Genomic DNA, 20,788 nt, shown 5'->3' with positions numbered 1-20,788 from the left:
AAAATTCCATCAACCCTAAAAATTATAGAACCAAGAAAAACCACTCATGAAGAGTGGCCTAAAGTTAATAACTTTATATAGATTTCCAACGATGCCGTTTGATGTATTTGTTAGTTTGAACCCGCATCTAAAGCAGGTGGGCTTCTATGTATTACTTCCTAACTACCAAGTGAAAAGGCTTGTTATCAGTAACATCAATCTGAATCCCTAAAAAGTCGTAAATTGTTCGGTCAACACTTAGTAAATACCGCGCACATCATAGATCTCTATGTCATTATAGTAGCACATGAATAGGCGAAATGCAATAAATTTTTGGTACCGATTTCTTAAGAAATCACTAATTATTTTGACGATATTTTTGGTATTGTTTCATCAAGGCTTCCTCGTAGGAAGAGGTTGGTTCAGCTTTGAAATATTCCTCATTTTTAAGTGCATCTGGCAAGTATTGTTGTTTTACAAAATGTCCTGGATAGTCATGAGGATATTTGTATCCAATGCCACGTCCTAACTTTGGAGCTCCAGAATAATGAGCATCTTTTAAGTAGTCTGGAATACTTATTGCACGACCTTTTCTGACATCTGACAAGGCGCTATCGATAGAACGAATCGCAGTGTTTGATTTTGGTGAAAGGGCAAGTTCGATAATCGCATTTGCAAGAGGAATTCTAGCTTCAGGTAACCCAAGACGTTCAGCGGCTTGAACAGCAGAAACAGCACGGGATACGCCTTGTGGGTTTCCTAGTCCAATATCTTCGTAAGCAATGACTAAAAGACGTCTCATTAAACTTGTAAGATCTCCAGCTTCCATTAAACGAGCAGCGTAATGCAAGGCTGCATTCACGTCTGAACCGCGAATGGATTTTTGAAGAGCAGAGATGACATCGTAATGTTGGTCTCCGTCCTTATCATACGAGAGAGCCTTTCTTTGGATACATTCTTCTGCGATTTGAATCGTGATATGTATTAATCCATCTACACTAGGTTCAGTAGACTTTGCCGCTAGTTCAAGCGCGTTTAGGGCACTTCTAACGTCTCCGTTGGTACTACTTGCAAAGTGATTCAAAGCTTCTTCAGTGACGTTTAAATCGAGTTTTCCTAATCCGCGTTCTTCATCTTCAATTGCATTGACGAGAGCCTTTATAATATCTTCAGGAGAGAGTGGTTTGAGTTCGAAAATTTGTGTACGACTGCGAATCGCTGGGTTAATCGAAATATATGGATTCTCAGTCGTTGCTCCCACTAAAATAATTCGTCCGTTTTCTAAATGGGGCAATAAGAAGTCTTGTTTTGTTTTATCTAGTCGATGAATTTCGTCAAGTAGTAAAATGACACTACCAGACATCTTTGCTTCTTCGGCAACGATTTGCAATTCTTTTTTTGTATCAGTTGCTGCGTTTAGTTGTCTAAAGGATACTTTCGTACTTCCGCTAATAGCACTTGCAATACTAGTTTTTCCAGTTCCTGGAGGTCCGTATAAAATCATGGATGATAATTGTTTAGCCACAACCATACGATTGATGATTTTTCCAGGAGAGACAAGATGCTCTTGACCAATCACTTCTTCAATCGTTCGAGGTCGCATGCGGTAAGCGAGCGGTTGGTGGTTCATTTCAGTTCCTCCTTAAATTTCTTTAAGTTAAGTGTATCATAAGTTGAAAGAATGATATAATAGGAAAGATTAAAACATCTTGTTAGGACAATAAATAGACTTCCCTTATAATAATATTGTTTGAAAGTGAGGAGAATGCATGGTGAATTATTTAGATTATGCAGCAACAACGCCGGTTCATCCGGAAGTTTTAGAAGTGATTACAAAGGAAATGTCATCTTTTGGGAATCCATCTAGTGTGTATCGCATTGGTCGTGAACAAAAACAAAAAATCGAACGTGTGAGAAAAGCTATTTTAAAAGAACTACAAGCCTCTCCACACGATGCCATTATTTTTACAAGTTCAGGTTCAGAAGGAAACAATTTAGTATTCGAGAGTATTCGGGAGCATTTTGCAAAGGAAAAAGGACATATTATTGTTTCCGCTGTAGAGCATCCTTCTGTTCGTAAATCAGCTGAATTTTTAGCACAAGAGGGCTTTGAGGTGACGTATTTAGCTCCGAATAAAGAGGGAAGTGTTGAGGTGTCAGCGGTTGAAAAAGCTCTTAGAGAGGATACTCGTCTTGTTTCAATTATGACCGTTAATAATGAAACAGGTGCCCGCTTTCCAATCGAAGAAATTGCAGCTCTTTTAAAAGACACGCCTACTTATTTTCATACAGATGCTGTTCAAGCCTTTGCACAAGAAGAAATTAATGTTGATGGTATCGACTACTTAACAGCTTCTGGGCATAAAATTTACGCACCAAAAGGGATTGGATTCTTATATAAATCCAAAGATGCCCCCATTCATGCTTTAATTAAAGGTGGAGGGCAAGAGTTAGGGTTTAGAGCAGGGACAGAAAACGTTCCTTATATTTTAGGTCTTGAAAAAGCAATGCAAATCGTTGTGACGAAAAGAGATGAGCTCGTTCAAAATTATCAAGAGTTACGTGAGTATCTAATCGCGAAGTTGTCTGAAAGAGGCATTGAATTTGAGTTTAACGGCGTAGCTAATCCAAAGAATCCACATATATGTAACCTGTGGCTAAAAGGAAGAAAAGCAACGCAAACATTAATCTTTAATGATTTGAAAGATGTTTCAGTATCTGCTGGATCTGCTTGTTCAGCTGGAAGCGTGCAAATTAGTCCGGTATTATCTGCAATGTATCCAGATGAAACGAGTCGTCTTGAAGAGTCTGTCAGACTTTCATTTGGAATGGGGTCAACAAAAGGGGATATTGATGCATTTGTGGATGCTTTCTAGTAAAAGAGAGCTTTTGTTTAAAGGTAAAGTATGGTAAACTAATTTTGTAGAAAAAGAAAGAGGAGAAACTTATATGGCATTTACACCAACTGCATCATTAAAAGGGTCAAACCAAGTATTTTCGGTTAGTCCAACATGTAAAGGATACACATTACGTGATAATGGCTTTACAGAGACAAAATCTGGGAATTTTCAACTAATTCGTAGTTTAGATAATACCATTGATGATCACCGTGGCTTAAAATTAAAAGTGATGGTTGACAAAGATAAAAAATCATTAAAAATTTCAACGGTTACTAAGAATGGTCTTCAAACAGTAGATTTGTATGGAAAATCAAATACAGCAATGGCTGTTGAAAAATTGGAATTCATTTTAGAAGGCTTAGTAGAACGTGGAGTTCTAGAAGTAACAACGAAATAAGGACAAAGAAAGAGAGACAGTTCAATTTGAACTGTCTCATTTATCATGCACGGGCAGAGTACCCTATGGACTGTTATTCGACTTCTGGTAGCGGTTTGAATTGTGCTACGAAGCTTAAGGTATCGCCAAAATAAAGATTCTCGCTAGGAACTTCATAGAGCTCCTGCATTCTCTTGCTTAAAGAATATGGAAGATTGGTTGAATCTTTTTCATACTTCGTAAGCGTATCTTTGTTTATTTTAAGATATTTGGCGGCTTCTAACAGTGTTAAATTACGATTAACCCGTGCTGCTCGTAAAGAGATCATCATACACCTTCGCCCCCTTTTTCTCAATATAATTATAGTGAAAATGAAATCGTTTGTCAAAAGCACGACTGGGCAAAAATCCCAGTACTATCGCATTTTCAATGATTTTCAAGCAATTTTTTTGAAAAATTAAAAAATAAATTTAAAATTAAGGATAAATCTGACAACTCGACCTTCAAATCGACTAGTTCAGGAAATAAAAAGAAATGATGGTGAAAAAATGAGTAATGAAAAAATTAGGGTTGTCGTTGGCATGAGTGGAGGAGTGGATTCTTCCGTAACAGCTCTTTTATTAAAAGAGGCTGGATACGATGTCATCGGTATTTTTATGAAAAACTGGGATGATACGGACGAAAATGGAGTTTGTACTGCGACAGAAGATTATAAAGACGTCGCTGCGGTTGCCGAACAAATCGGTATTCCATATTATTCAGTAAATTTTGAGAAAGAGTACTGGGACCGTGTATTTGAATACTTCCTTCGCGAATATCGTCTAGGACGTACACCAAACCCAGATGTGATGTGTAATAAAGAAGTAAAGTTCCAAGCGTTTTTAGATTATGCAATGCAATTAGGAGCAGATTATGTGGCGATGGGTCACTATGCACGTGTGGAAAAAGACGAAAACGGAATTGTTCACTTATTAAGAGGAAAGGACAATAATAAAGACCAAACGTATTTCTTAAGTCAATTGAACCAAAAGCAATTAGAAAAAGGGATTTTCCCAATTGGACACTTAGAGAAAAAAGAAGTGCGTGAGATTGCTGAAAAGTATGATCTTGCGACTGCTAAGAAGAAAGATTCAACTGGCGTATGTTTCATCGGAGAACGTAACTTCAATGAGTTCTTATCAAACTATTTGCCAGCTAAACCTGGTAAAATGGTGACCCTTGATGGAGAAGTAAAAGGCGACCACGCTGGACTGATGTACTACACAATTGGACAACGCCAAGGTCTTGGTATCGGTGGCGGTGGTAAGACGAATGATCCATGGTTCGTTATCGGGAAAGACTTATCAACAAACACTTTATATGTTGGTCAAGGATTCCATCATCCAAACCTTTACTCAGATAGCTTAACAGCAACAGATATTCAATTTACGAACGATTTAACAAGAGAGAAAACGTTCGAATGTACGGCTAAATTTAGATACCGTCAACAAGATACAAAAGTGAAAGTTGTGTTAGATGAAAAGGACCCAACGCGGGCAACGGTAATTTTTGATGAACCTGTTCGTGCGATTACACCTGGCCAAGCTGTCGTATTTTATAACGGCGAAGAGTGCCTTGGTGGGGGAATTATTGATAAAGCGTTTATGGAAGGAAAAGAACGTCAATACGTTTAAAATTTTAAAGAAAGGAGATAACCAATGAGCGAGGCTAATTATATTGTTGGAGAAGTACTGACAACATTTTTTGAGAATGCACAAAATTTTTACAAAGTTTTGTTAGTCCGTGTGATTGAGTCAAACTGTGTATCAGTAGATGACGAGATTGTTGTTACAGGTATTTTCGGCCAAATTCATTCGGATATCTCCTATCGTTTTAATGGAAAAATTGTCTCTCATCCAAAATATGGAGAACAATTCCAAGCAGATAACTATCAACAAACACAACCTACTGGAAAAAGAGGTCTCATTCAATATTTTTCAAGCGCTCATTTTCCAGGAATTGGGGAGAAAACTGCCGAGAAAATCGTCGAAAAATTAGGAGAAGATGCCCTCGAACGCATTTTAAATGACGGCAATGCTCTGGATGGAATTACAGGATTAACGAAAAAGAAAAAGGAAATGATTCGTGAAGTTATTACTCAAAATCAAGGCACGGAAAAATTGATGTTTGAGTTAACGAATTTAGGTTTTACTCCTTCTATCGCGCAAAAAATTATCGGAATGTTTAAAGATAAAGCTAAACAGATTTTAGACGAAGATCCTTATCTATTGTTACAAAAAATTGAAGGTCTTGGATTTAGGCGGATGGATAGTATTGCTCAATCAATGGGAATTGATCCTGATGATGCATCAAGATTAAAAGGTGCCTTATTTATTGTTACTAGAGACTTCTGCTACCAGACAGGCGATACTTATATTTCAAGTGAAGTCTTAATTACTCAAGCGCAGCGTTTGTTAGAATCCTGTCAGAATTATTTAATTGATCCTGAAAAATTGGTAGATGCTTTAAATGATTTAATTCGAGAAGGCGTTGTTTATTCAGATGAAAGTAGAATTGCTATCGCTTCTCTTTATTATGCAGAGCTTGGAATACGAAATGCAATTTCTAGAAGAGTGACTAAAGAAAAAGACACTCTTTCTAAAGAATCCATTTGTAAAGCGATTCAAAAGACTCAAGAAAAATTTGACATCATTTATGATGAATCCCAAAAAGAAGCCATTCATCAAATTATGCATGAACCGATATTTGTATTAACAGGTGGGCCTGGTACGGGAAAAACAACAATTATAAATGCTGTGATTGATGTCTATTGCCAATTGAACGAAATTCAAGATGTAGAAGATGCTCTGGTTTTAGCGGCTCCGACAGGGCGTGCGGCTAAAAGAATGAATGAACTCACGGGATTTCCTTCATCAACAATCCATCGTTTGCTGGGAATTGCTATTGATAGTCCCGAAGAAAGTTTTGAAGATAAAGAGATTAATGGTGAGTTTTTAATCATTGATGAAATGTCAATGGTGGATACGTGGTTAATGAATCGTGTATTAAAGGCTTCTCCTGATCGTTTGAAGATATTGTTAGTCGGTGATAGTAACCAATTGCCTTCGGTTGGACCTGGTCAAGTCCTTACAGATTTACTTGAAACAAAATCAATTCCTTCAATGGAGTTGAAACGGATTCATCGTCAGACAAATCAATCTTCTATTGTAGAATTAGCTCACTGTATTAAAGATGGGTTTTTACCGAATAATTTTGCCCAAAAACAGCTAGATAGAAGTTTTCTACCTTGTACTCCGGAGCGCCTAGTGTCGATTATTGAACAAGTAGTGGTCGCAGCTTTGAAAAAAGGCTACACGAAAAAAGATATTCAAGTATTAGCTCCTATGTACAAGGGAGACTCTGGAATAAACGCCATTAATCAAATGATGCAAGAAATATTAAATCCGAAAATTGGAAATAGTGTTCGTGAGGTGGAATCGTTTGATAGAGTGTTTCGTGTTGGAGATAAAGTTCTCCAATTGGTGAATTTACCTGAGGAAAATGTTTATAACGGAGATATTGGGGAGATTACAGCAATTCAATTTGCAAAAGAAAATGAAGATCAAGTAGACAAGATTTATGTTTTATTTGACCAAACTGAGGTGGAGTACACTAGAACGGATTGGCAACAATTAACTTTAGCCTACTGCTGTTCTATTCATAAGGCGCAAGGCTCCGAATTTAAAATGGTGATTCTACCAATGGTTAATCAATATTCTAGAATGCTACAAAGAAATCTTTTATATACAGCAGTTACTAGAAGTCAACAGTACTTAATTTTATGTGGAGAGGCGGGAGCCTTTCAAAAAAGCGCGACTACCATTTCCCCTAAAAGAGCAACTTTTTTACAAGAATTCCTTAGAGATTTGAGTACAAATGCTTTTGACGAATTTGTAGAAAAAATTGTAGAAGATAGCAGTGATACTCATTCATTTAATGTAGAGGAGTCCCATTCAAAAGAAAACGTCGTGTTAAATATGAGAATGATCGATGAGGACTTGATTTCACCGATGATTGGAATGGAGGATCTTTCTCCATATGACTTTATGAGAAGAAGTTAGAATTTTTTCTGACTTCTTTTTTGTTTTTCCAGGAATCAATTGATATCTGTCCTTGATATAAGGTAAAATGAATACAAATGATTATGAAAGAAGGACAGCAAATGAATAGACAAAAACATTTTTTAGTATCAGAAGATGCTGTGCCACCGGTTTTTTCTAAAGTTTTGCAAGCAAAGGAATTACTTGCTACTGGACAAGCAAAAGATGTAACCGAAGTAGTGAAAATGGTTGGCATCTCCAGAAGTGTGTACTACAAATATTATCGCAAAGTACAAGGTTTCTCCTCTGTGAATGCAGGAAGAAAAGCTTCTATCAATATTCATATGAAGAACATTAGAGGAACGTTAACGAAAACGCTAGATGTATTTGCGAGTCGTAACATGAATATTTTAACGATATTCCAAGGATTAGCCATTCATAGTGTAGCGGTTGTTCAAATTATGATTGATATTTCTGAAGCAACTGTTAGTGTAGAAGAAGTATTGAAGGAAATCAGCTCATTAGAAAATATTATTTCCGTTGAGCTCCAAAGTATTGAATAATGACAATGAAATTTTTGGATTATTTAAATCATAATCAGATTAAGGTTCTTATTTTTGATAAGGATGGTACGCTTACAGATACTTCCGCTTTATGGTTGGAGCCTACTTTACAAGTTATCGAAGCTTTATTAGCGAGAAATGGAATGCGTTTAGATAAAGAGGAAAATCGGACTTTATATGAAAAGTTAGGAATTACCAGCTCTGAAATAATTGAAAATAGTGTTATTGCATCAGGAAGCGTTCGAGACATGCTGGAAGTGATTGCTCAATTTGGAGAGTTTGATATTGAGGAGAATTATCAGTTTACGGTTCAATTTTTTTATCAATATATTACTTCCAATCCAGATAAAATTATCGCTCTTGGGAATGTTAAAAAGACTCTTCAACGATTCAAAGAGTTGGGTTTTACGTTAGCTTTAGTAACAAATGATTCGAAATTACCAACTAAAGCCGTATTAGAAGTATTGAAGGTAGAATCTTTATTTGATTTTATCGGAACGACTGATGAATTTCCTTCTAAACCTGCTATAGATTCATTAAAGAGCATTTCAGAGAACTATCATGTCGCTTTCAATGAAATGATCTATATTGGTGATTCTGCTATTGACGAAGAGTTTGCAAGTCATACTGCAGGCTTTGTAGCTGTTGTGAATAACGAAGACAATGAGAATTGTTTTAAAACCGCATTCGTTAAAGTAAATTCCATCGAGGAGTTAATAAAGGAGAATTAATGGAACTTACTACTCAAAAAAATCATAAAATAAAGCATTTACTAAAAATATTGATTCCTGTCTTAATTTATCAGTTAGCGAATTATTCAGCTCAATTTATCGATACAGTAATGACGGGACGTTATAATGAGGTCCATTTAGCTGGCGTTTCGATAGGAGGAAGCCTATACTCACCGTTCTTTACGATGTTGACAGGGATAGTTTCTGGGTTAGTTCCAATTGTTGGTCAATATTTAGGGCAAAAGAAAAAAGAGAAAATTATAGAAGTCATGCGTCAATATTTACTGATTGGAATATTTCTAGCTTTTCTATTATTTCTTTTTGGCTGGATATTTTTGAAGCCCACTTTAGGAATCATGAATTTAGAGTTGTCAGTAGAAATGATTGCGTTTGAGTACTTATCTTGGTTATCTCTTGGGTTAGTACCTTTACTATTATTTAGCGTAATGCGATCATTTGTTGATGCCCTAGGGTTAACCAAACTTTCAATGCTATTGATGGTTTTAGTGGTCCCGTTGAACGTATTTTTTAATTATTCTTTGATTTACGGTCAATTTGGTTTTCCAGAAATGGGAGGGCCAGGAGCGGGGCTGGGAACGGCTTTAGCTTATTGGGGCTTATTATTCATTACTTATTTTGTTTTTAAATGGCACTCAGAATTAAAAGAATATCCCATTTTTAAGTGGGAAGGAATCCGTTTATCCTTATGGAAGGAACCTTTTAAAATTGGATTTCCCATTGGATTATCGATTTTTGCAGAAGTTGCAATTTTTTGTTTTGTAGGATTATTAATGGCAGGGTTTGGAACAACGGTTATTGCAGCTCACCAAGCCGCTATGAACTTTGCTACATTGATTTATGCTTTTCCTATTAGTATTTCTACCGCTTTAACGATTATTGTATCCTTTGAAGTTGGGCAGAAAAATATTTTATCAGCGGTTCAATATAGTAAGATAGGGGTTTTGACCTCCTTTATCATTGCAGTTGTGACGCTTATATGTTTAGCGTTAAATTTGAATACCATAGCAAGTTTCTATGGAAGTGAAGAGGAGTTTATTAAAATTACTATTCAATTTTTAGCATATAGTTTACTTTTTCAACTATTTGATGCTATTGCTGCTCCTATACAAGGAATCCTAAGGGGATATAAGGATGTTCAAATGCCGTTTATCTTGTGTTTAATTGGATATTGGCTCATTGGGCTACCCATTGGTTTCCTTTTACATTATGGTTTTAATTTCGGTCCATTTTCATATTGGATAGGATTAATTTTGGGCTTAATGTCCAATTGCACGTTTTTAGTCTTTCGTCTAAAACGAGCTGTTATTAAAAATAAAATTAATAGAGGTGGAAATGATGTATCAAACACAAAATGATGATTTTAATATTGAGGAAACTTCTCCTTCAAAAGAGAATGTAAAATCTGAATACAAGAAAGATATTTTATCAATTGCAAGAAGACTATTAATCTATTTTATAATCTTTTTCTTCTTTAGCCTTTTAGGAAGATCTGTATTAAGACAAATGCAATTAGATTCAAAATATCATTATTTACTGATGGATACTAGCTTTGTTTATACCATTACAGCTGTATTTTTGTACATTGGTGCGTTTGTTGGCCTTATTGCTTGGGTCGTTAAAACTAAATTCCCATTTAAACGGATTTTTGAACATGTTGCTCCTAAGAAAATGAACGTAGGAACTTTCTTCTTAATCTCTGGTTCCATTTTTGGGATTCGTTTCGTTTCTAAGTTGATTCTAATGGGAATCGATAAATTATTTACACAAATGGGGATTCCTGCTACGCTTTTAGGAGATGCTTCTCCAGAAATTACGAGTAGTATTGTATTTGTACTTTATTTAGGCGTTGTTGCTCCATTTATTGAAGAAGTTATTTTTAGAGGTTTTATTGGATACCGAATGGAACGCTATGGGAAAATATTTGCGATTGGTTTTTCTGCAATGATTTTCTCTTTATTCCATGCAAATTTATCACAAGAAATTTTTACATTCTTCTTGGGAATTCTGTTAGCCTATATTGCATTTGAGTATGGATTCCAATGGGCTGTAGCGTTTCATATGATTAATAACTTTATTTTTGCAATTATTGTGGATGTTTACCTTTCTCCTGCCATTGTGATAGACAAACATCCACTCCATTCGATTTTAGAACTTCTAGGATTTGTTCTATTAATTTATATTTTATTTGCAAAATTACCAGAGATTAAAGCTTACATTAGTGAGAATCATGCCTTTAAAGGAATTGGGTTCATCACTTTTACTAAATGGCAGATTGTTTTATATATTCTAGTGATATTGTACTATTCAGTTGGAATTTACTTTATCCCACGTGGTTTCTAGGAGGTTTACAATGAATACAATCTATTTAGAAGACACTGTATTTACTACTTTAAAGGAACACCCAGAAGTAAAGGATTTGTTAGTGGAAATCGGGTTTACCCCCTTAAATCAACCACAAATGGTACAAACAGTGGGGAGAATAACTAGTCTAAAAAAAGGGTCAAAGATCGCTAAAATTCCACTGACTACCATTGTAGAAACTCTTGAAGCGAATGGATATATCGTAAAAGAAAGCAGGGATTAGATGGCTAAAGAAGATTACACTATGGAAGAACGTCAAGAAATTCTAAAAAATCTAATGCTCAGACTTCACGCGGGTGAGGATAAAGAAGTTATTCAAGAAGAGTTCAATGAAGTGTTTGACGAGATTTCTCCATACGAGATTCAATTGATGGAAAGAAACTTAATGAGTGAAGGTATTACTTTTGCTGAAATCATGAGTTTATGTAATGTTCACGCCAATTTGATGGGTTCTAAAGTGAATACACAAACATCAGTAGCTGATTTTGAACAACCAGGACATCCAGTTCATGTGATGAAAATGGAGAATTTGGCTATTAGAGGGGCTTTAGATAGAGTGGAGCGCCTCTTAGTCAATTATCTCGAAACAAAGGATTCTACAATTGAAAAAGGATTAAGAAGACAAATTTCTTTGCTGGATCAGTTTGAAAATCATTATCAACGTAAAGAATATGCGATGTTTCCGATAATGGAAAAAAAGGGAATTACAGCTCCTCCAAAAGTGATGTGGGGAGTTCACGACCAAATAAGAGATTTGTACCGTGATTTCAAAAAAGCTTTGAACGATGGTAAAGAATCCACTTTGGAAGAATTTCAAATAGCCCGTGACGAAATGTTAGAGATGATTCAAAAAGAAGAAAATATCTTAATCCCCATGGTAGAGCAAGTATTTCATGTAGACGATTGGGAGACAATAGCTTCTCAATCACCTGAATATGGATACTGTATCGTTAAACCTGAAAAAGAATGGGCTGTTAAGAAATCATTTTCCCCAGTAAAAGAGGAAACACAAGTTGAATCAGAGGGAGATATTCCTTTATCTACCGGTTCGCTTTCGTTAAAAGAATTGAATTTAATTTTAAATTTATTACCGATGGAATTATCTTTTGTAGACGCTCAAAATATAGTCAAGTACTATAATGAGGGAAATGGCGAAGAAAAAATCTTCAAGAGAACTCCAAGTGCAATTGGAAGAGATGTTATTCTATGCCACCCGCCTCGTGTCCATGAAACGGTCCAAACAATTTTTGAACAATTAAAATCAAAACAGAAAGAAAAAGAAGAAATGTGGTTTAAAACAGAAGATAAAATGGTTCATGTGACCTATCATGCCGTTTGGGATGAAGAAGGGAAGTATATGGGATGTCTTGAATATGTTCAAGATATTAAACCTCTTGTTGAGCATTTTGAAAAAACGGATATAAAGAGAACACTTTCGTAATTAGAATTGATGTGTTACAATCTTTCTGAAAATGAATTTATACCTAAACGTTATACTTTAAAGGAGTTACAATTTTATGTACACGCAGATGATTCTAGGCGCAATTGCAGGACTCAGTTTATTCTTATACGGGATGCAATTGATGGGCGACGGATTGCAAAAAGTTGCAGGTGAAGGATTGAAAGGAATCATTCGTAGATTGACAAAAAATCGTTTGATGTCCGTATTAGTAGGGATGTTTGTAACTACGATTATTCAAAGTTCTTCAGCAACGACAGTAATGGTTGTTGGTTTCGTAAACGCTGGTCTTATGACACTAGCTCAAGCGGTTGGAGTTGTCTTCGGGGCCAATATTGGGACGACCATTACAGGACAAATGGTTTCCTTTAACTTGTCACAATGGGCACCAATCGTCATTGCTGCTGGTTTAGTAGCCAACATGCTAACGAAAAATCCAAAAGTAAAAGAAGCGAGTGAAATCTTTATAGGTTTTGGGATTCTATTTATCGGGATGAGTACATTAAGTAACTCACTAGAACCTCTAAAAGAATTACCTGAATTTACAAACTGGATTCTTCAATATGGTAGCAATCCATTCGTGGGTGTAGGAATCGGTCTTTTAATGACATTTGTGTTGCAAAGTTCTTCAGCAACGATTGGGATTTTAATTGCTCTTGCTAGTCAAGGTGTGCTTCCAATTACAACTGCTATTTTCATTATCTTTGGTGATAACATTGGAACATGTACGACCGCATTAATTAGTAGTTTGGGTACTTCTCGCCGAGGAAAACAAGTAGCTTTATTCCACTTAATGATTAATATCATTGGTACAATTTACTTCATGCTTTTCTTAAGTAACATTCTTGTGAATGTCGTTGAAAGCATTGATCCAGGGAATGTGGCTCGACAAATTGCCAATGCGCATACGATTTTTAATATCGTAAACGTGATTATCTTATTCCCGTTCACAAATCTTCTAGTGAAATTAATCCAAATGATTATTCCAGATGGGGAAGATGAAGAAGAAAGCATTACGCGTTATCTTGATAAACGCATTTTGGTTACTCCTTCAATCGCCTTAGAAAATACCATGTATGAATTTGCTGCAATGGCTCAAGAAACGATTCAAGCTCTTGATAATGCAGTAGGCGCAGCTCGTAACAGAGATAAAAAGCTTGTTAAAAAGGCGCTTGAGAACGAGAAAAATATCAACGCTTATGAAAAAGCGATTGTTAAGTATTTAGTGGAAATTTCTCAACAAAAAGTTTCTGCTAAAGACCAGCAAACGATTGATGAATTATTTAGTACTGCAAATGATATTGAACGTATCGGGGATCATGCAGAAAATATTGCGGACTTTGCAAAATCGATTATCGAACGTGAAATTTTTCTTGATGAAGATACCGTTAAAGAATTAGACGGAATCTATGAGCTTATTAAAAGAGGTTTTGCGTTATCCATTGATGCATTATCTACAGGGGATCAAGAGAAAGTCCAACAAGCAATACAAATTGAACGTGACATTGATAAATTAAAAATTGAGGTACGTGACAAGTATATGAAACGTATGAATAAAGGAATTGCTTCAGCGGAATCTGGAATCTTTGTTATGGATTTACTCAGTAACTTAGAACGTGTGAGTGATCATTTCAGAAACATTGCTGAAACTGTGGAACGTTTAAAACGTCCGGTTATTGTAACTGAATAATTAAATTATCCGTAGGCATTTTGTCTACGGATTTTTTTGTAAAAGTGTAGTGATACCGTATACGGTATCACTCTTATAAAGTATAATGAGATTAGGAGGGATGTTTATGGGGGAAACATATGAAATTGGAGAATCGACATACGAGCAGATTAAAGATTTTCCTTATGATGAGTTAGTAAAAATACTTGCGATACTGACCATTGTTGAAGAGGAAGGGATTACGCCATCCGTCTGGGAAAAATGGGGAGAGGTTAAGGATAATCGTGATACTTTAGTTTTCGAAGTATCCAGAAACTATAAGGAAGGTGTACCAAATGGGCCAATACCAAAAGAAGTTATACACAGAGTTAGAGTCTACTTATCCTGAATTTGTAGAGGATTTTAATAAGGAGTATTCGAAGCAAAAGATTGCCTTGCAGTTAGTTGAGCTGCGATTGGAAACGGGACTTTCTCAGAGAAAATACGCCAAAGCGAATGAACTAATGCAAAATAAAGTCTCCATTCTTGAAAACGGGAAGAGTAATTCAAGACTGTCGACGATTATTGAGTTAGCTGCAAAGAATGGGTACAAGGTCGAATTAAAATTCACAAAGTAAGCAAGTGAGCTAGTCTACAGCAGACTAGCTTATTTTTGTGTCGTAGTTAGTACAAAGGTTTAAAAAAGAGTGAGAGTATGATAGAATGAATCGAATTCAAAAACAAAGGAGAACGAAATGCTAAAAGTACAAAACGTAAGTCTATTATTTTCAGACCGTAAATTGTTTGATGATGTAAACATCACTTTTACACCAGGAAACTGTTATGGGGTTATTGGTGCGAATGGTGCCGGAAAATCAACTTTCTTAAAAATCCTATCTGGAGAATTACAACCAACAACTGGTGAAGTGATTCTAGATCCACATGAACGTTTAACGGTCTTAAAACAAGACCACTTCGCATTCGAAGATGAACGTGTAATCGATACTGTAATCATGGGGCATAAACATTTATATGACATTATGAAAGAGAAAGACGCTATCTACATGAAAGAAGACTTTTCTGATGAAGATGGTATTCGCGCCGCTGAACTTGAAGGGGAATTTGCTGAATTAAACGGTTGGGAAGCTGAAAGTGATGCCTCTCAATTATTACAAGGCTTAGGAATCACTGAAGATCAACACTACAAACTAATGAGCGAATTAGTCGAAGCAGACAAGGTTAAAGTGTTACTTGCACAAGCGTTATTCGGTAAACCAGACGTTCTTTTATTAGACGAACCTACAAACGGTTTGGATGCAAAATCAATCTCATGGTTAGAAGAGTTCTTAATCAACTTTGATAACACAGTCATCGTTGTTTCTCATGACCGTCACTTCTTAAACAAAGTATGCACGCATATGGCGGACGTTGACTTTGGTAAGATTAAATTGTTCGTTGGTAACTATGATTTCTGGTTACATTCAAGCCAATTAGCTGCGAAATTATTAGCAGACCAAAACGCGAAAAAAGAAGAAAAAATCAAAGAATTACAAGAATTCATCGCTCGTTTCTCTGCGAATGCTTCTAAATCAAAACAAGCGACTTCTCGTAAGAAAATGTTGGATAAAATTACATTGGATGATATTCAACCTTCAAGCCGTAAATATCCATTCGTTGGATTTTCACCTGCGCGTGAAATTGGGAATGACTTATTATTAGTCGAAGGTTTATCAAAAACAATTGATGGCGAAGTGATTTTCGAAAACGTAAGCTTCCAATTATCTAAAGATGATAAAGTTGCTTTCTTAAGCCGTTCAGATATTGCGATCACCACATTATTCAAGATTTTAACAGGCGAAATGGAAGCAGACAGTGGTACATTCAAGTGGGGTGTTACAACTAGTCAAGCATACTTACCAAAAGATATGACAGATGAGTTCTCAAACGAAAAATTAAACATCTTAGAGTGGTTACGTCAATACGCGCCAGTGGAAGAGCAAGATAACACCTTCTTACGTAGCTTCTTAGGTCGTATGTTATTCTCTGGAGACGATGTTATGAAACAAGTAACGGTTCTTTCAGGGGGAGAAAAAGTGCGTTGTATGTTATCTAAATTAATGCTTTCTAAAGCAAACGTGTTAATCTTAGATGATCCAACAAACCACTTAGACTTAGAATCAATCACAGCATTGAATGATGGTTTAATCGCGTTCAAAGGTTCATTACTATTCTCAAGTCATGACCACGAGTTCATTCAAACAACAGCAAACCGTATTATCGAAATTGGACCAAAAGGCATTGTGGACCGTCTTGGCTCTACTTATGATGAGTTCCTTGAAGATGAGGCAGTTCAAGCACGAGTAGATGCTTTATATAATTAATGGACTAGACCAGAAGAGTGAAATGTCTTCTGGTCTTTTTGGTGTTTTTAGTGTAGGATAAAGTTATTAGAGGAGGTATTCAAATGACAAAAATTTATTTTGCAAGTCCATTATTCTCGGAAATGGAATTAGCCTTTAACAAAGTACTCGTAGAAAAGATTCGCAATCAATTTCCAGGAGTAGAGGTGTATTTGCCACAAGAACAAATGGCGATTAATGATAAGAGCTCGTATGCAGACTCAACAATGATTGCCCAATATGACACAGATGCGTTATTAGATTCTGATTTAATGATTGCGGTATTAGATGGAGCGGTTATTGATGTTGGTGTAGCAAGTGAAATTGGGGTAGCGTACCATGCAGACATGCCAATTCTTGGATTATACACAGACAGTCGTCAACAAGGAGCAGATAATTCTCAAAAAATAGCTGCCTTGCAAGAGGTAGCTGAATCACAATTTAGCTATGTAAATTTATATACAGTAGGCTTGGTAAAACTTAGAGGAGAGATTGTTTCCAGCAGCGATGAATTATTAGAAGCTCTAAAAGCCTATCTTAAGGAATCATAAAACTGTAAACTTTTGTTACAACTTTGTAATATAACTGATACGTTCTCCATATGTTCCTCTTGTAAAATAAGGAGTATGTTGGAGAAAGTGTGGTGAATATCGCTTTTGAAAAAGATGAAAAAACTATTTTTGACAACAACAGCATTCTTTTTAGTTGCAGGACCTTTAGCTCCTTCTGTGTTTGCAGAAGAAACGGATGTGCAAAAATTAGAAGCTCAATTATCGTCAGAACTACAAAAAGTGAATACAAAGTATCAAGAAATTGAAAGTTTAAACCAACAGATTGAATCGCTTCATAAAGAGCAAGAAACCCTTGCGGAAAAAGTGAAAACTCAAGAAGCGAAAGTGGAAGAACGAAAAGTGGTTGCTAGTAAAAGATTGCAATTGATGCAAATTTCAGATTTAGCAACTTACAGTATCCTTCACTTATTAAATTCAGAAAGTATTTCAGATTTTCTAAATCGTTTATTTGTATTTCAACAGTTCTTCCAATCCGATGAAGAAGTATTGAAGAACTTGGCAGATCAAGTGAATGAGTTGAATCGTTTGAAAACTGAAGCTTCTCAGGCACAAAGTGATTTAGAAACCAAGAAAGAAAAATTAACTTCTGAAAGTCAATCCTACCAAAGCTCAATTGAAGGACTTAAGCAGTTGATAGCTGACAATAAAGCGACATTTGAGAAGATGGAAAAGGAAAAGAAAGAAGCAAAAGTAGCTTTTTCACCTACAATTGCTGCTTTAACGAGTGATTCTAAACAAACGAATCAGGTGGCGCCATCTACTTCTAGTCAGGATACGACAGCTGCTAAACCAGTAGCCGCTGAGCCTTCAACGTCGACGACTCAAGCAGCTCCTACTACGACTGAGACGCCTACGACTACCTCAAACAGTTCAAGTTCCTCACAATCTAGCGGAAGAACACTACAAGTAGTCGCAACTGGATATTCATATAATGAACCGGGTTTAGGATACTATACAGCAACAGGAATTGATTTGCGCTCAAATCCAACCGTCATTGCAGTGGATTCAAGTGTCATTCCTTTAGGAAGTTTGATTGAGGTTCCTGGTTATGGCGTTGCAATTGCTGGGGATACTGGTAGTGCGATAAAGGGAAATAAAATTGACCTTCATTTCGTTTCTGTCGATCAAGCCAATCAATGGGGAAGAAGAACAGTTACAATTAAAATCTTAAAATAACGAAAAAACACTCTTGAGACCAAGAGTGTTTTTTTGTTATTAATATTCTTTTATGATTTAATTTTCTAATTCGTCTTTATTTTCACGAATCCATTCTTTAATTTGATGAATCAGGGGAAGTAGCCTTTTTCCTAAAGGCGTCAATCCATAATAGGTTTTATGACCAGTACTGGCCTTACCACGTTTGTATAGAATGTTGATTTCGATTAAATCATTTAAAGATTGGGTAAGGACTTTACGAGAAATGGAACCGAGTGTTCTTTCAATTTGCGCAAAGTACATTTCTTCTTTTTCGAGAGTTAATAAGATAAAGACACTCCATTTTCCTAACAATGGGAGAGCTAATTTTCGTAAATATGTTTCATTTTCCATATGCAGGCACCTCAAAGTAACTTCTATTAATTGTATAATTATTCTTTATAATTATACATATTAACATGTATTTAGACTATTAAGGAGGATAAAAATGTTTTTTAAGACGTTTGAATTTGATTTTGAGACGAGACGCTTAATGTGGTACTGCCCATATGGGGGAAGTGATTTTGCTGAGGTTTCTACTACTGCAGAAAGGATTAAAGAAAGAGACTATGAGTCTTGGTATACTGAGTGGAAGGAGGTTGGGGATTTATTAACAAGTAGATTTTATATAAGTGACATCTCTAAAGGAAAGGCTTTTTTAAGAGCTAGTCGTTATTATCAAGCTGCTGAATTTTTCTTACATCCAACTGACTCTAGGAAGTTAGAAGTCTATAACAATTCCGTTGAATACTTTTATCGTGGGTTAGACCTTTTACGAATTCCGTATCAAATGAAAAACATACAATTTAAAGAAGTGACTTTACGTACTTTATCATTTAGAACAACAAAAAATTGTAAAGGGACTTTACTAATTTGTAGTGGTTTTGATGGATTGTTGGAGGAACTTTATTTCACAAATGTTAAAGCAGCTTTAGACGAAGGATATAATTGTATCCTTTTTGAAGGACCAGGGCAATCCCATGTCATACGCTATCAACATAAAGCTTTTATACCCAACTGGGATACGGTTGTTTCTCAGGTAGTAGATGCTTACAAGGATGAAATTGTATCTCCTAAAATTGGAATTGGATTATCTTTAGGTGGTTTACTTATGGCTCGTACTTCTAATTTAAATCCACAAGTATTAGACAAAGTAGTATTGTATAATTATTTTCCGTCCTTACTAGATTCCTTTAAAACGAATATTCCAAAATTCCTTCATCGTTATCTTGAAACTGGATTCCCAGTAGCAATTGAGAAAATTGTTTCTTTCTATATCAAGAAAGTTCCATTCTTAAATTGGCAAATAGAAAACGCAAAATGGGTGTTTGGAAAGAGCTCCTTAAATGAACTTATTCGTTATTGTAGGAAATTTGAAGAGCTTCCGGTGAAAAATCCAGTGTTAATTTGTGTTTCAAAAAAAGATAACTATTATGATTCGTCATTAGGGATCGAATACTACCAATCACTCAGTATAAAAGAAAAGAGATTAGTTGTATTTGATAAAGAAAAATACTTTAGTGAGCTTCACTGTCAGAATGGAGCATCCTTTGTCACAAACGATGTCATTTTTGAATGGTTAAATGGTTGTTAATTTGATAAAATAGATATTAGCAACTTAGAACTAGGAGGATTTCTATGATTAAGCTAGTAGCTATCGACATGGATGGCACATTATTAAACAGTAAAAAAGAAATACTAGAAGAAACAAAAAAATACTTCAAAAATTTCCATAAAAAAGGAACGGATACTTTATTAGTTCTTTGTACTGGACGCCCTGAGAGTGGAATTCGTCCTTATTTAAAAGACTTAGGCTATTTAGAAGAAAACCACTATATTATTAGCCAAAATGGTGCGGACATTTATGAGAGTCAAACCGGTAAACGCGTGATGGATGCCTTTGTTGATTCTGCTGCAATTCAAAAATGGATTGAACTAGGCAAGAAACACGGAGTTAGCGTTATGGGGGCTGGTGTTGATTACTATTATTCATTCGATGAGGATCCAACAGAATGGATGGAGTTTGATGTAAAACTTGTGAGTGGCAAGCTGAAAAGAATTCCAACCGAAGAGTCTTTAAACACTGATTTCTATAAAATTCTACTAATGGGAGATGAAGAACAACTTAATGAGTTTGAAATGGTTATTCCAGAAGAGTGGAGAGACGAATTTTATGTGGTTCGTAGTCAAAAGTATTTAGTAGAAGTTCTAGCAAAAGGTGTGAACAAAGCTTTTGGTTTAGAAAAATTAGCTCAAAACCTAAACATTCAACCAAGCGAAATCGCAGCTATTGGGGACGCAGCAAATGACATCGAAATGTTAGAATATGCAGGACTTGCGATTGCAATGGGAAATGCTAGCGAAGAAGTAAAAGCTATTGCAGATATCGTAACAGATACTAACGAGAACAATGGCGTTATTAAGGCGATTGACAAGTTAATTCAGTAAAGAGCAAAAAAGCAAAATGTAACATTGATATGCTCCCTCTAAAGTAGACACTAAAAAA

Annotated in this window: 21 protein-coding genes and 1 other RNA gene; 18 read left to right on the top strand and 4 right to left on the bottom strand. The window is 35.7% G+C overall.

The genetic code is table 11. The annotated features are described in order from the left end of the window. Nucleotides 1-78: 78 nt before the first annotated feature. Together ssrS and HMPREF3106_RS06305 are read right to left on the bottom strand one after the other, a co-directional pair. A non-coding RNA gene (gene ssrS, locus HMPREF3106_RS06310) (6S RNA) lies at nucleotides 79-268 on the bottom strand. A 69-nt stretch (nucleotides 269-337) separates the two neighbouring features. Next, on the bottom strand, nucleotides 338-1,609 hold the full coding sequence (locus HMPREF3106_RS06305; protein WP_070445117.1) for a replication-associated recombination protein A: 1,272 nt from the start codon (nucleotides 1,607-1,609) through the stop codon (nucleotides 338-340). Between the two features lie 139 nt (nucleotides 1,610-1,748). Here HMPREF3106_RS06305 and HMPREF3106_RS06300 point away from each other — a divergent pair, with 139 nt between their 5' ends. Together HMPREF3106_RS06300 and HMPREF3106_RS06295 are read left to right on the top strand one after the other, a co-directional pair. Further along, nucleotides 1,749-2,855 (top strand): cysteine desulfurase family protein, encoded by a 1,107-nt coding sequence (locus HMPREF3106_RS06300; RefSeq protein WP_070445114.1) that lies wholly within the window; start codon nucleotides 1,749-1,751, stop codon nucleotides 2,853-2,855. Between the two features lie 73 nt (nucleotides 2,856-2,928). Continuing rightward, on the top strand, nucleotides 2,929-3,276 hold the full coding sequence (locus HMPREF3106_RS06295; RefSeq protein ID WP_005605379.1) for a cysteine desulfurase: 348 nt from the start codon (nucleotides 2,929-2,931) through the stop codon (nucleotides 3,274-3,276). A gap of 73 nt (nucleotides 3,277-3,349) precedes the next feature. On the opposite strand, the gene HMPREF3106_RS06290 is transcribed toward HMPREF3106_RS06295, so the two are convergent. Further along, nucleotides 3,350-3,586, bottom strand: a complete 237-nt coding sequence (locus HMPREF3106_RS06290) for a helix-turn-helix domain-containing protein (RefSeq protein WP_005605381.1) — start codon at nucleotides 3,584-3,586, stop codon at nucleotides 3,350-3,352. 217 nt (nucleotides 3,587-3,803) lie between these two features. Here HMPREF3106_RS06290 and mnmA point away from each other — a divergent pair, with 217 nt between their 5' ends. The 14 genes from mnmA to HMPREF3106_RS06220 all read left to right on the top strand — a co-directional run bounded on the left by mnmA (nucleotide 3,804) and on the right by HMPREF3106_RS06220 (nucleotide 18,264). Next, nucleotides 3,804-4,928: a tRNA 2-thiouridine(34) synthase MnmA gene (mnmA, locus tag HMPREF3106_RS06285; RefSeq protein WP_070445111.1), complete on the top strand. Its 1,125-nt coding sequence runs from the start codon at nucleotides 3,804-3,806 to the stop codon at nucleotides 4,926-4,928. A gap of 24 nt (nucleotides 4,929-4,952) precedes the next feature. After that, nucleotides 4,953-7,355: an SF1B family DNA helicase RecD2 gene (locus tag HMPREF3106_RS06280; protein WP_070445108.1), complete on the top strand. Its 2,403-nt coding sequence runs from the start codon at nucleotides 4,953-4,955 to the stop codon at nucleotides 7,353-7,355. 101 nt (nucleotides 7,356-7,456) lie between these two features. Then, nucleotides 7,457-7,897, top strand: a complete 441-nt coding sequence (locus HMPREF3106_RS06275) for an ACT domain-containing protein (protein ID WP_039848764.1) — start codon at nucleotides 7,457-7,459, stop codon at nucleotides 7,895-7,897. Beyond that, complete coding sequence (locus HMPREF3106_RS06270; protein ID WP_070445105.1) at nucleotides 7,897-8,628, top strand: HAD family hydrolase; 732 nt, start codon at nucleotides 7,897-7,899, stop codon at nucleotides 8,626-8,628. The genes HMPREF3106_RS06275 and HMPREF3106_RS06270 overlap by 1 nt, the downstream gene beginning before the upstream one ends. After that, nucleotides 8,628-10,004 (top strand): MATE family efflux transporter, encoded by a 1,377-nt coding sequence (locus HMPREF3106_RS06265; protein WP_070445102.1) that lies wholly within the window; start codon nucleotides 8,628-8,630, stop codon nucleotides 10,002-10,004. Before HMPREF3106_RS06270 ends, HMPREF3106_RS06265 begins: the two co-directional genes overlap by 1 nt. Continuing rightward, nucleotides 9,982-10,989 carry a CPBP family intramembrane glutamic endopeptidase gene (locus HMPREF3106_RS06260; RefSeq protein ID WP_083281617.1) on the top strand — a complete coding sequence of 336 codons (1,008 nt, stop codon included), beginning with the start codon at nucleotides 9,982-9,984 and terminating at the stop codon, nucleotides 10,987-10,989. The genes HMPREF3106_RS06265 and HMPREF3106_RS06260 overlap by 23 nt, the downstream gene beginning before the upstream one ends. A gap of 10 nt (nucleotides 10,990-10,999) precedes the next feature. Further along, the gene (locus tag HMPREF3106_RS06255; RefSeq protein WP_005605389.1) at nucleotides 11,000-11,233 is read left to right on the top strand and encodes a DUF1858 domain-containing protein; all 234 of its coding nucleotides are present in this window, start codon (nucleotides 11,000-11,002) and stop codon (nucleotides 11,231-11,233) included. Beyond that, on the top strand, nucleotides 11,234-12,451 hold the full coding sequence (locus HMPREF3106_RS06250; protein ID WP_070445095.1) for a DUF438 domain-containing protein: 1,218 nt from the start codon (nucleotides 11,234-11,236) through the stop codon (nucleotides 12,449-12,451). 76 nt (nucleotides 12,452-12,527) lie between these two features. Next, entirely contained in the window at nucleotides 12,528-14,159 is a 1,632-nt protein-coding gene (locus tag HMPREF3106_RS06245; protein WP_070445092.1) for a Na/Pi cotransporter family protein, read from the top strand. Between the two features lie 106 nt (nucleotides 14,160-14,265). Continuing rightward, nucleotides 14,266-14,526: a hypothetical protein gene (locus tag HMPREF3106_RS06240; RefSeq protein WP_049555538.1), complete on the top strand. Its 261-nt coding sequence runs from the start codon at nucleotides 14,266-14,268 to the stop codon at nucleotides 14,524-14,526. Then, nucleotides 14,474-14,755, top strand: a complete 282-nt coding sequence (locus HMPREF3106_RS06235; RefSeq protein WP_070436766.1) for a helix-turn-helix domain-containing protein — start codon at nucleotides 14,474-14,476, stop codon at nucleotides 14,753-14,755. The genes HMPREF3106_RS06240 and HMPREF3106_RS06235 overlap by 53 nt, the downstream gene beginning before the upstream one ends. A gap of 117 nt (nucleotides 14,756-14,872) precedes the next feature. Next, nucleotides 14,873-16,498, top strand: a complete 1,626-nt coding sequence (locus HMPREF3106_RS06230) for an ABC-F family ATP-binding cassette domain-containing protein (protein WP_070436768.1) — start codon at nucleotides 14,873-14,875, stop codon at nucleotides 16,496-16,498. 83 nt (nucleotides 16,499-16,581) lie between these two features. Further along, nucleotides 16,582-17,067, top strand: coding sequence for a nucleoside 2-deoxyribosyltransferase (locus HMPREF3106_RS06225; protein ID WP_070436770.1), 486 nt, complete (start codon nucleotides 16,582-16,584; stop codon nucleotides 17,065-17,067). A gap of 114 nt (nucleotides 17,068-17,181) precedes the next feature. Beyond that, on the top strand, nucleotides 17,182-18,264 hold the full coding sequence (locus HMPREF3106_RS06220; protein WP_070445089.1) for a 3D domain-containing protein: 1,083 nt from the start codon (nucleotides 17,182-17,184) through the stop codon (nucleotides 18,262-18,264). Between the two features lie 57 nt (nucleotides 18,265-18,321). On the opposite strand, the gene HMPREF3106_RS06215 is transcribed toward HMPREF3106_RS06220, so the two are convergent. After that, complete coding sequence (locus tag HMPREF3106_RS06215; RefSeq protein WP_005605402.1) at nucleotides 18,322-18,636, bottom strand: winged helix-turn-helix transcriptional regulator; 315 nt, start codon at nucleotides 18,634-18,636, stop codon at nucleotides 18,322-18,324. A gap of 94 nt (nucleotides 18,637-18,730) precedes the next feature. On the opposite strand from HMPREF3106_RS06215, the gene HMPREF3106_RS06210 reads away from it, so the two are divergent. Beyond that, nucleotides 18,731-19,876 carry a dipeptidyl aminopeptidase gene (locus HMPREF3106_RS06210; RefSeq protein WP_070445086.1) on the top strand — a complete coding sequence of 382 codons (1,146 nt, stop codon included), beginning with the start codon at nucleotides 18,731-18,733 and terminating at the stop codon, nucleotides 19,874-19,876. Between the two features lie 44 nt (nucleotides 19,877-19,920). After that, nucleotides 19,921-20,730, top strand: a complete 810-nt coding sequence (locus HMPREF3106_RS06205; RefSeq protein ID WP_070445082.1) for a Cof-type HAD-IIB family hydrolase — start codon at nucleotides 19,921-19,923, stop codon at nucleotides 20,728-20,730. Nucleotides 20,731-20,788 lie beyond the last annotated feature (58 nt).

It is taken from the genome of Granulicatella sp. HMSC31F03 (assembly GCF_001807725.1).
Classification (GTDB): domain Bacteria; phylum Bacillota; class Bacilli; order Lactobacillales; family Aerococcaceae; genus Granulicatella; species Granulicatella adiacens.
This window is presented reverse-complemented; position numbering and strand designations above follow the sequence as displayed.

Excerpts from the sequence above, each read along its gene's own strand:
- HMPREF3106_RS06290 (WP_005605381.1), bottom strand. The coding sequence starts at position 3,586 with ATGATGATCTCTTTACGAGCAGCACGGGTTAATCGTAATTTAACACTG.
- HMPREF3106_RS06295 (WP_005605379.1), top strand. The coding sequence starts at position 2,929 with ATGGCATTTACACCAACTGCATCATTAAAAGGGTCAAACCAAGTATTT.
- HMPREF3106_RS06265 (WP_070445102.1), top strand. The coding sequence starts at position 8,628 with ATGGAACTTACTACTCAAAAAAATCATAAAATAAAGCATTTACTAAAA.
- HMPREF3106_RS06270 (WP_070445105.1), top strand. The coding sequence starts at position 7,897 with ATGACAATGAAATTTTTGGATTATTTAAATCATAATCAGATTAAGGTT.
- HMPREF3106_RS06245 (WP_070445092.1), top strand. The coding sequence starts at position 12,528 with ATGTACACGCAGATGATTCTAGGCGCAATTGCAGGACTCAGTTTATTC.
- HMPREF3106_RS06230 (WP_070436768.1), top strand. The coding sequence starts at position 14,873 with ATGCTAAAAGTACAAAACGTAAGTCTATTATTTTCAGACCGTAAATTG.
- HMPREF3106_RS06300 (WP_070445114.1), top strand. The coding sequence starts at position 1,749 with ATGGTGAATTATTTAGATTATGCAGCAACAACGCCGGTTCATCCGGAA.
- HMPREF3106_RS06210 (WP_070445086.1), top strand. The coding sequence starts at position 18,731 with ATGTTTTTTAAGACGTTTGAATTTGATTTTGAGACGAGACGCTTAATG.
- HMPREF3106_RS06280 (WP_070445108.1), top strand. The coding sequence starts at position 4,953 with ATGAGCGAGGCTAATTATATTGTTGGAGAAGTACTGACAACATTTTTT.
- HMPREF3106_RS06275 (WP_039848764.1), top strand. The coding sequence starts at position 7,457 with ATGAATAGACAAAAACATTTTTTAGTATCAGAAGATGCTGTGCCACCG.
- HMPREF3106_RS06260 (WP_083281617.1), top strand. The coding sequence starts at position 9,982 with ATGATGTATCAAACACAAAATGATGATTTTAATATTGAGGAAACTTCT.
- HMPREF3106_RS06205 (WP_070445082.1), top strand. The coding sequence starts at position 19,921 with ATGATTAAGCTAGTAGCTATCGACATGGATGGCACATTATTAAACAGT.
- HMPREF3106_RS06240 (WP_049555538.1), top strand. The coding sequence starts at position 14,266 with ATGGGGGAAACATATGAAATTGGAGAATCGACATACGAGCAGATTAAA.
- HMPREF3106_RS06305 (WP_070445117.1), bottom strand. The coding sequence starts at position 1,609 with ATGAACCACCAACCGCTCGCTTACCGCATGCGACCTCGAACGATTGAA.
- HMPREF3106_RS06255 (WP_005605389.1), top strand. The coding sequence starts at position 11,000 with ATGAATACAATCTATTTAGAAGACACTGTATTTACTACTTTAAAGGAA.
- HMPREF3106_RS06215 (WP_005605402.1), bottom strand. The coding sequence starts at position 18,636 with ATGGAAAATGAAACATATTTACGAAAATTAGCTCTCCCATTGTTAGGA.
- HMPREF3106_RS06250 (WP_070445095.1), top strand. The coding sequence starts at position 11,234 with ATGGCTAAAGAAGATTACACTATGGAAGAACGTCAAGAAATTCTAAAA.
- HMPREF3106_RS06220 (WP_070445089.1), top strand. The coding sequence starts at position 17,182 with ATGAAAAAACTATTTTTGACAACAACAGCATTCTTTTTAGTTGCAGGA.
- mnmA (WP_070445111.1), top strand. The coding sequence starts at position 3,804 with ATGAGTAATGAAAAAATTAGGGTTGTCGTTGGCATGAGTGGAGGAGTG.
- HMPREF3106_RS06235 (WP_070436766.1), top strand. The coding sequence starts at position 14,474 with ATGGGCCAATACCAAAAGAAGTTATACACAGAGTTAGAGTCTACTTAT.
- HMPREF3106_RS06225 (WP_070436770.1), top strand. The coding sequence starts at position 16,582 with ATGACAAAAATTTATTTTGCAAGTCCATTATTCTCGGAAATGGAATTA.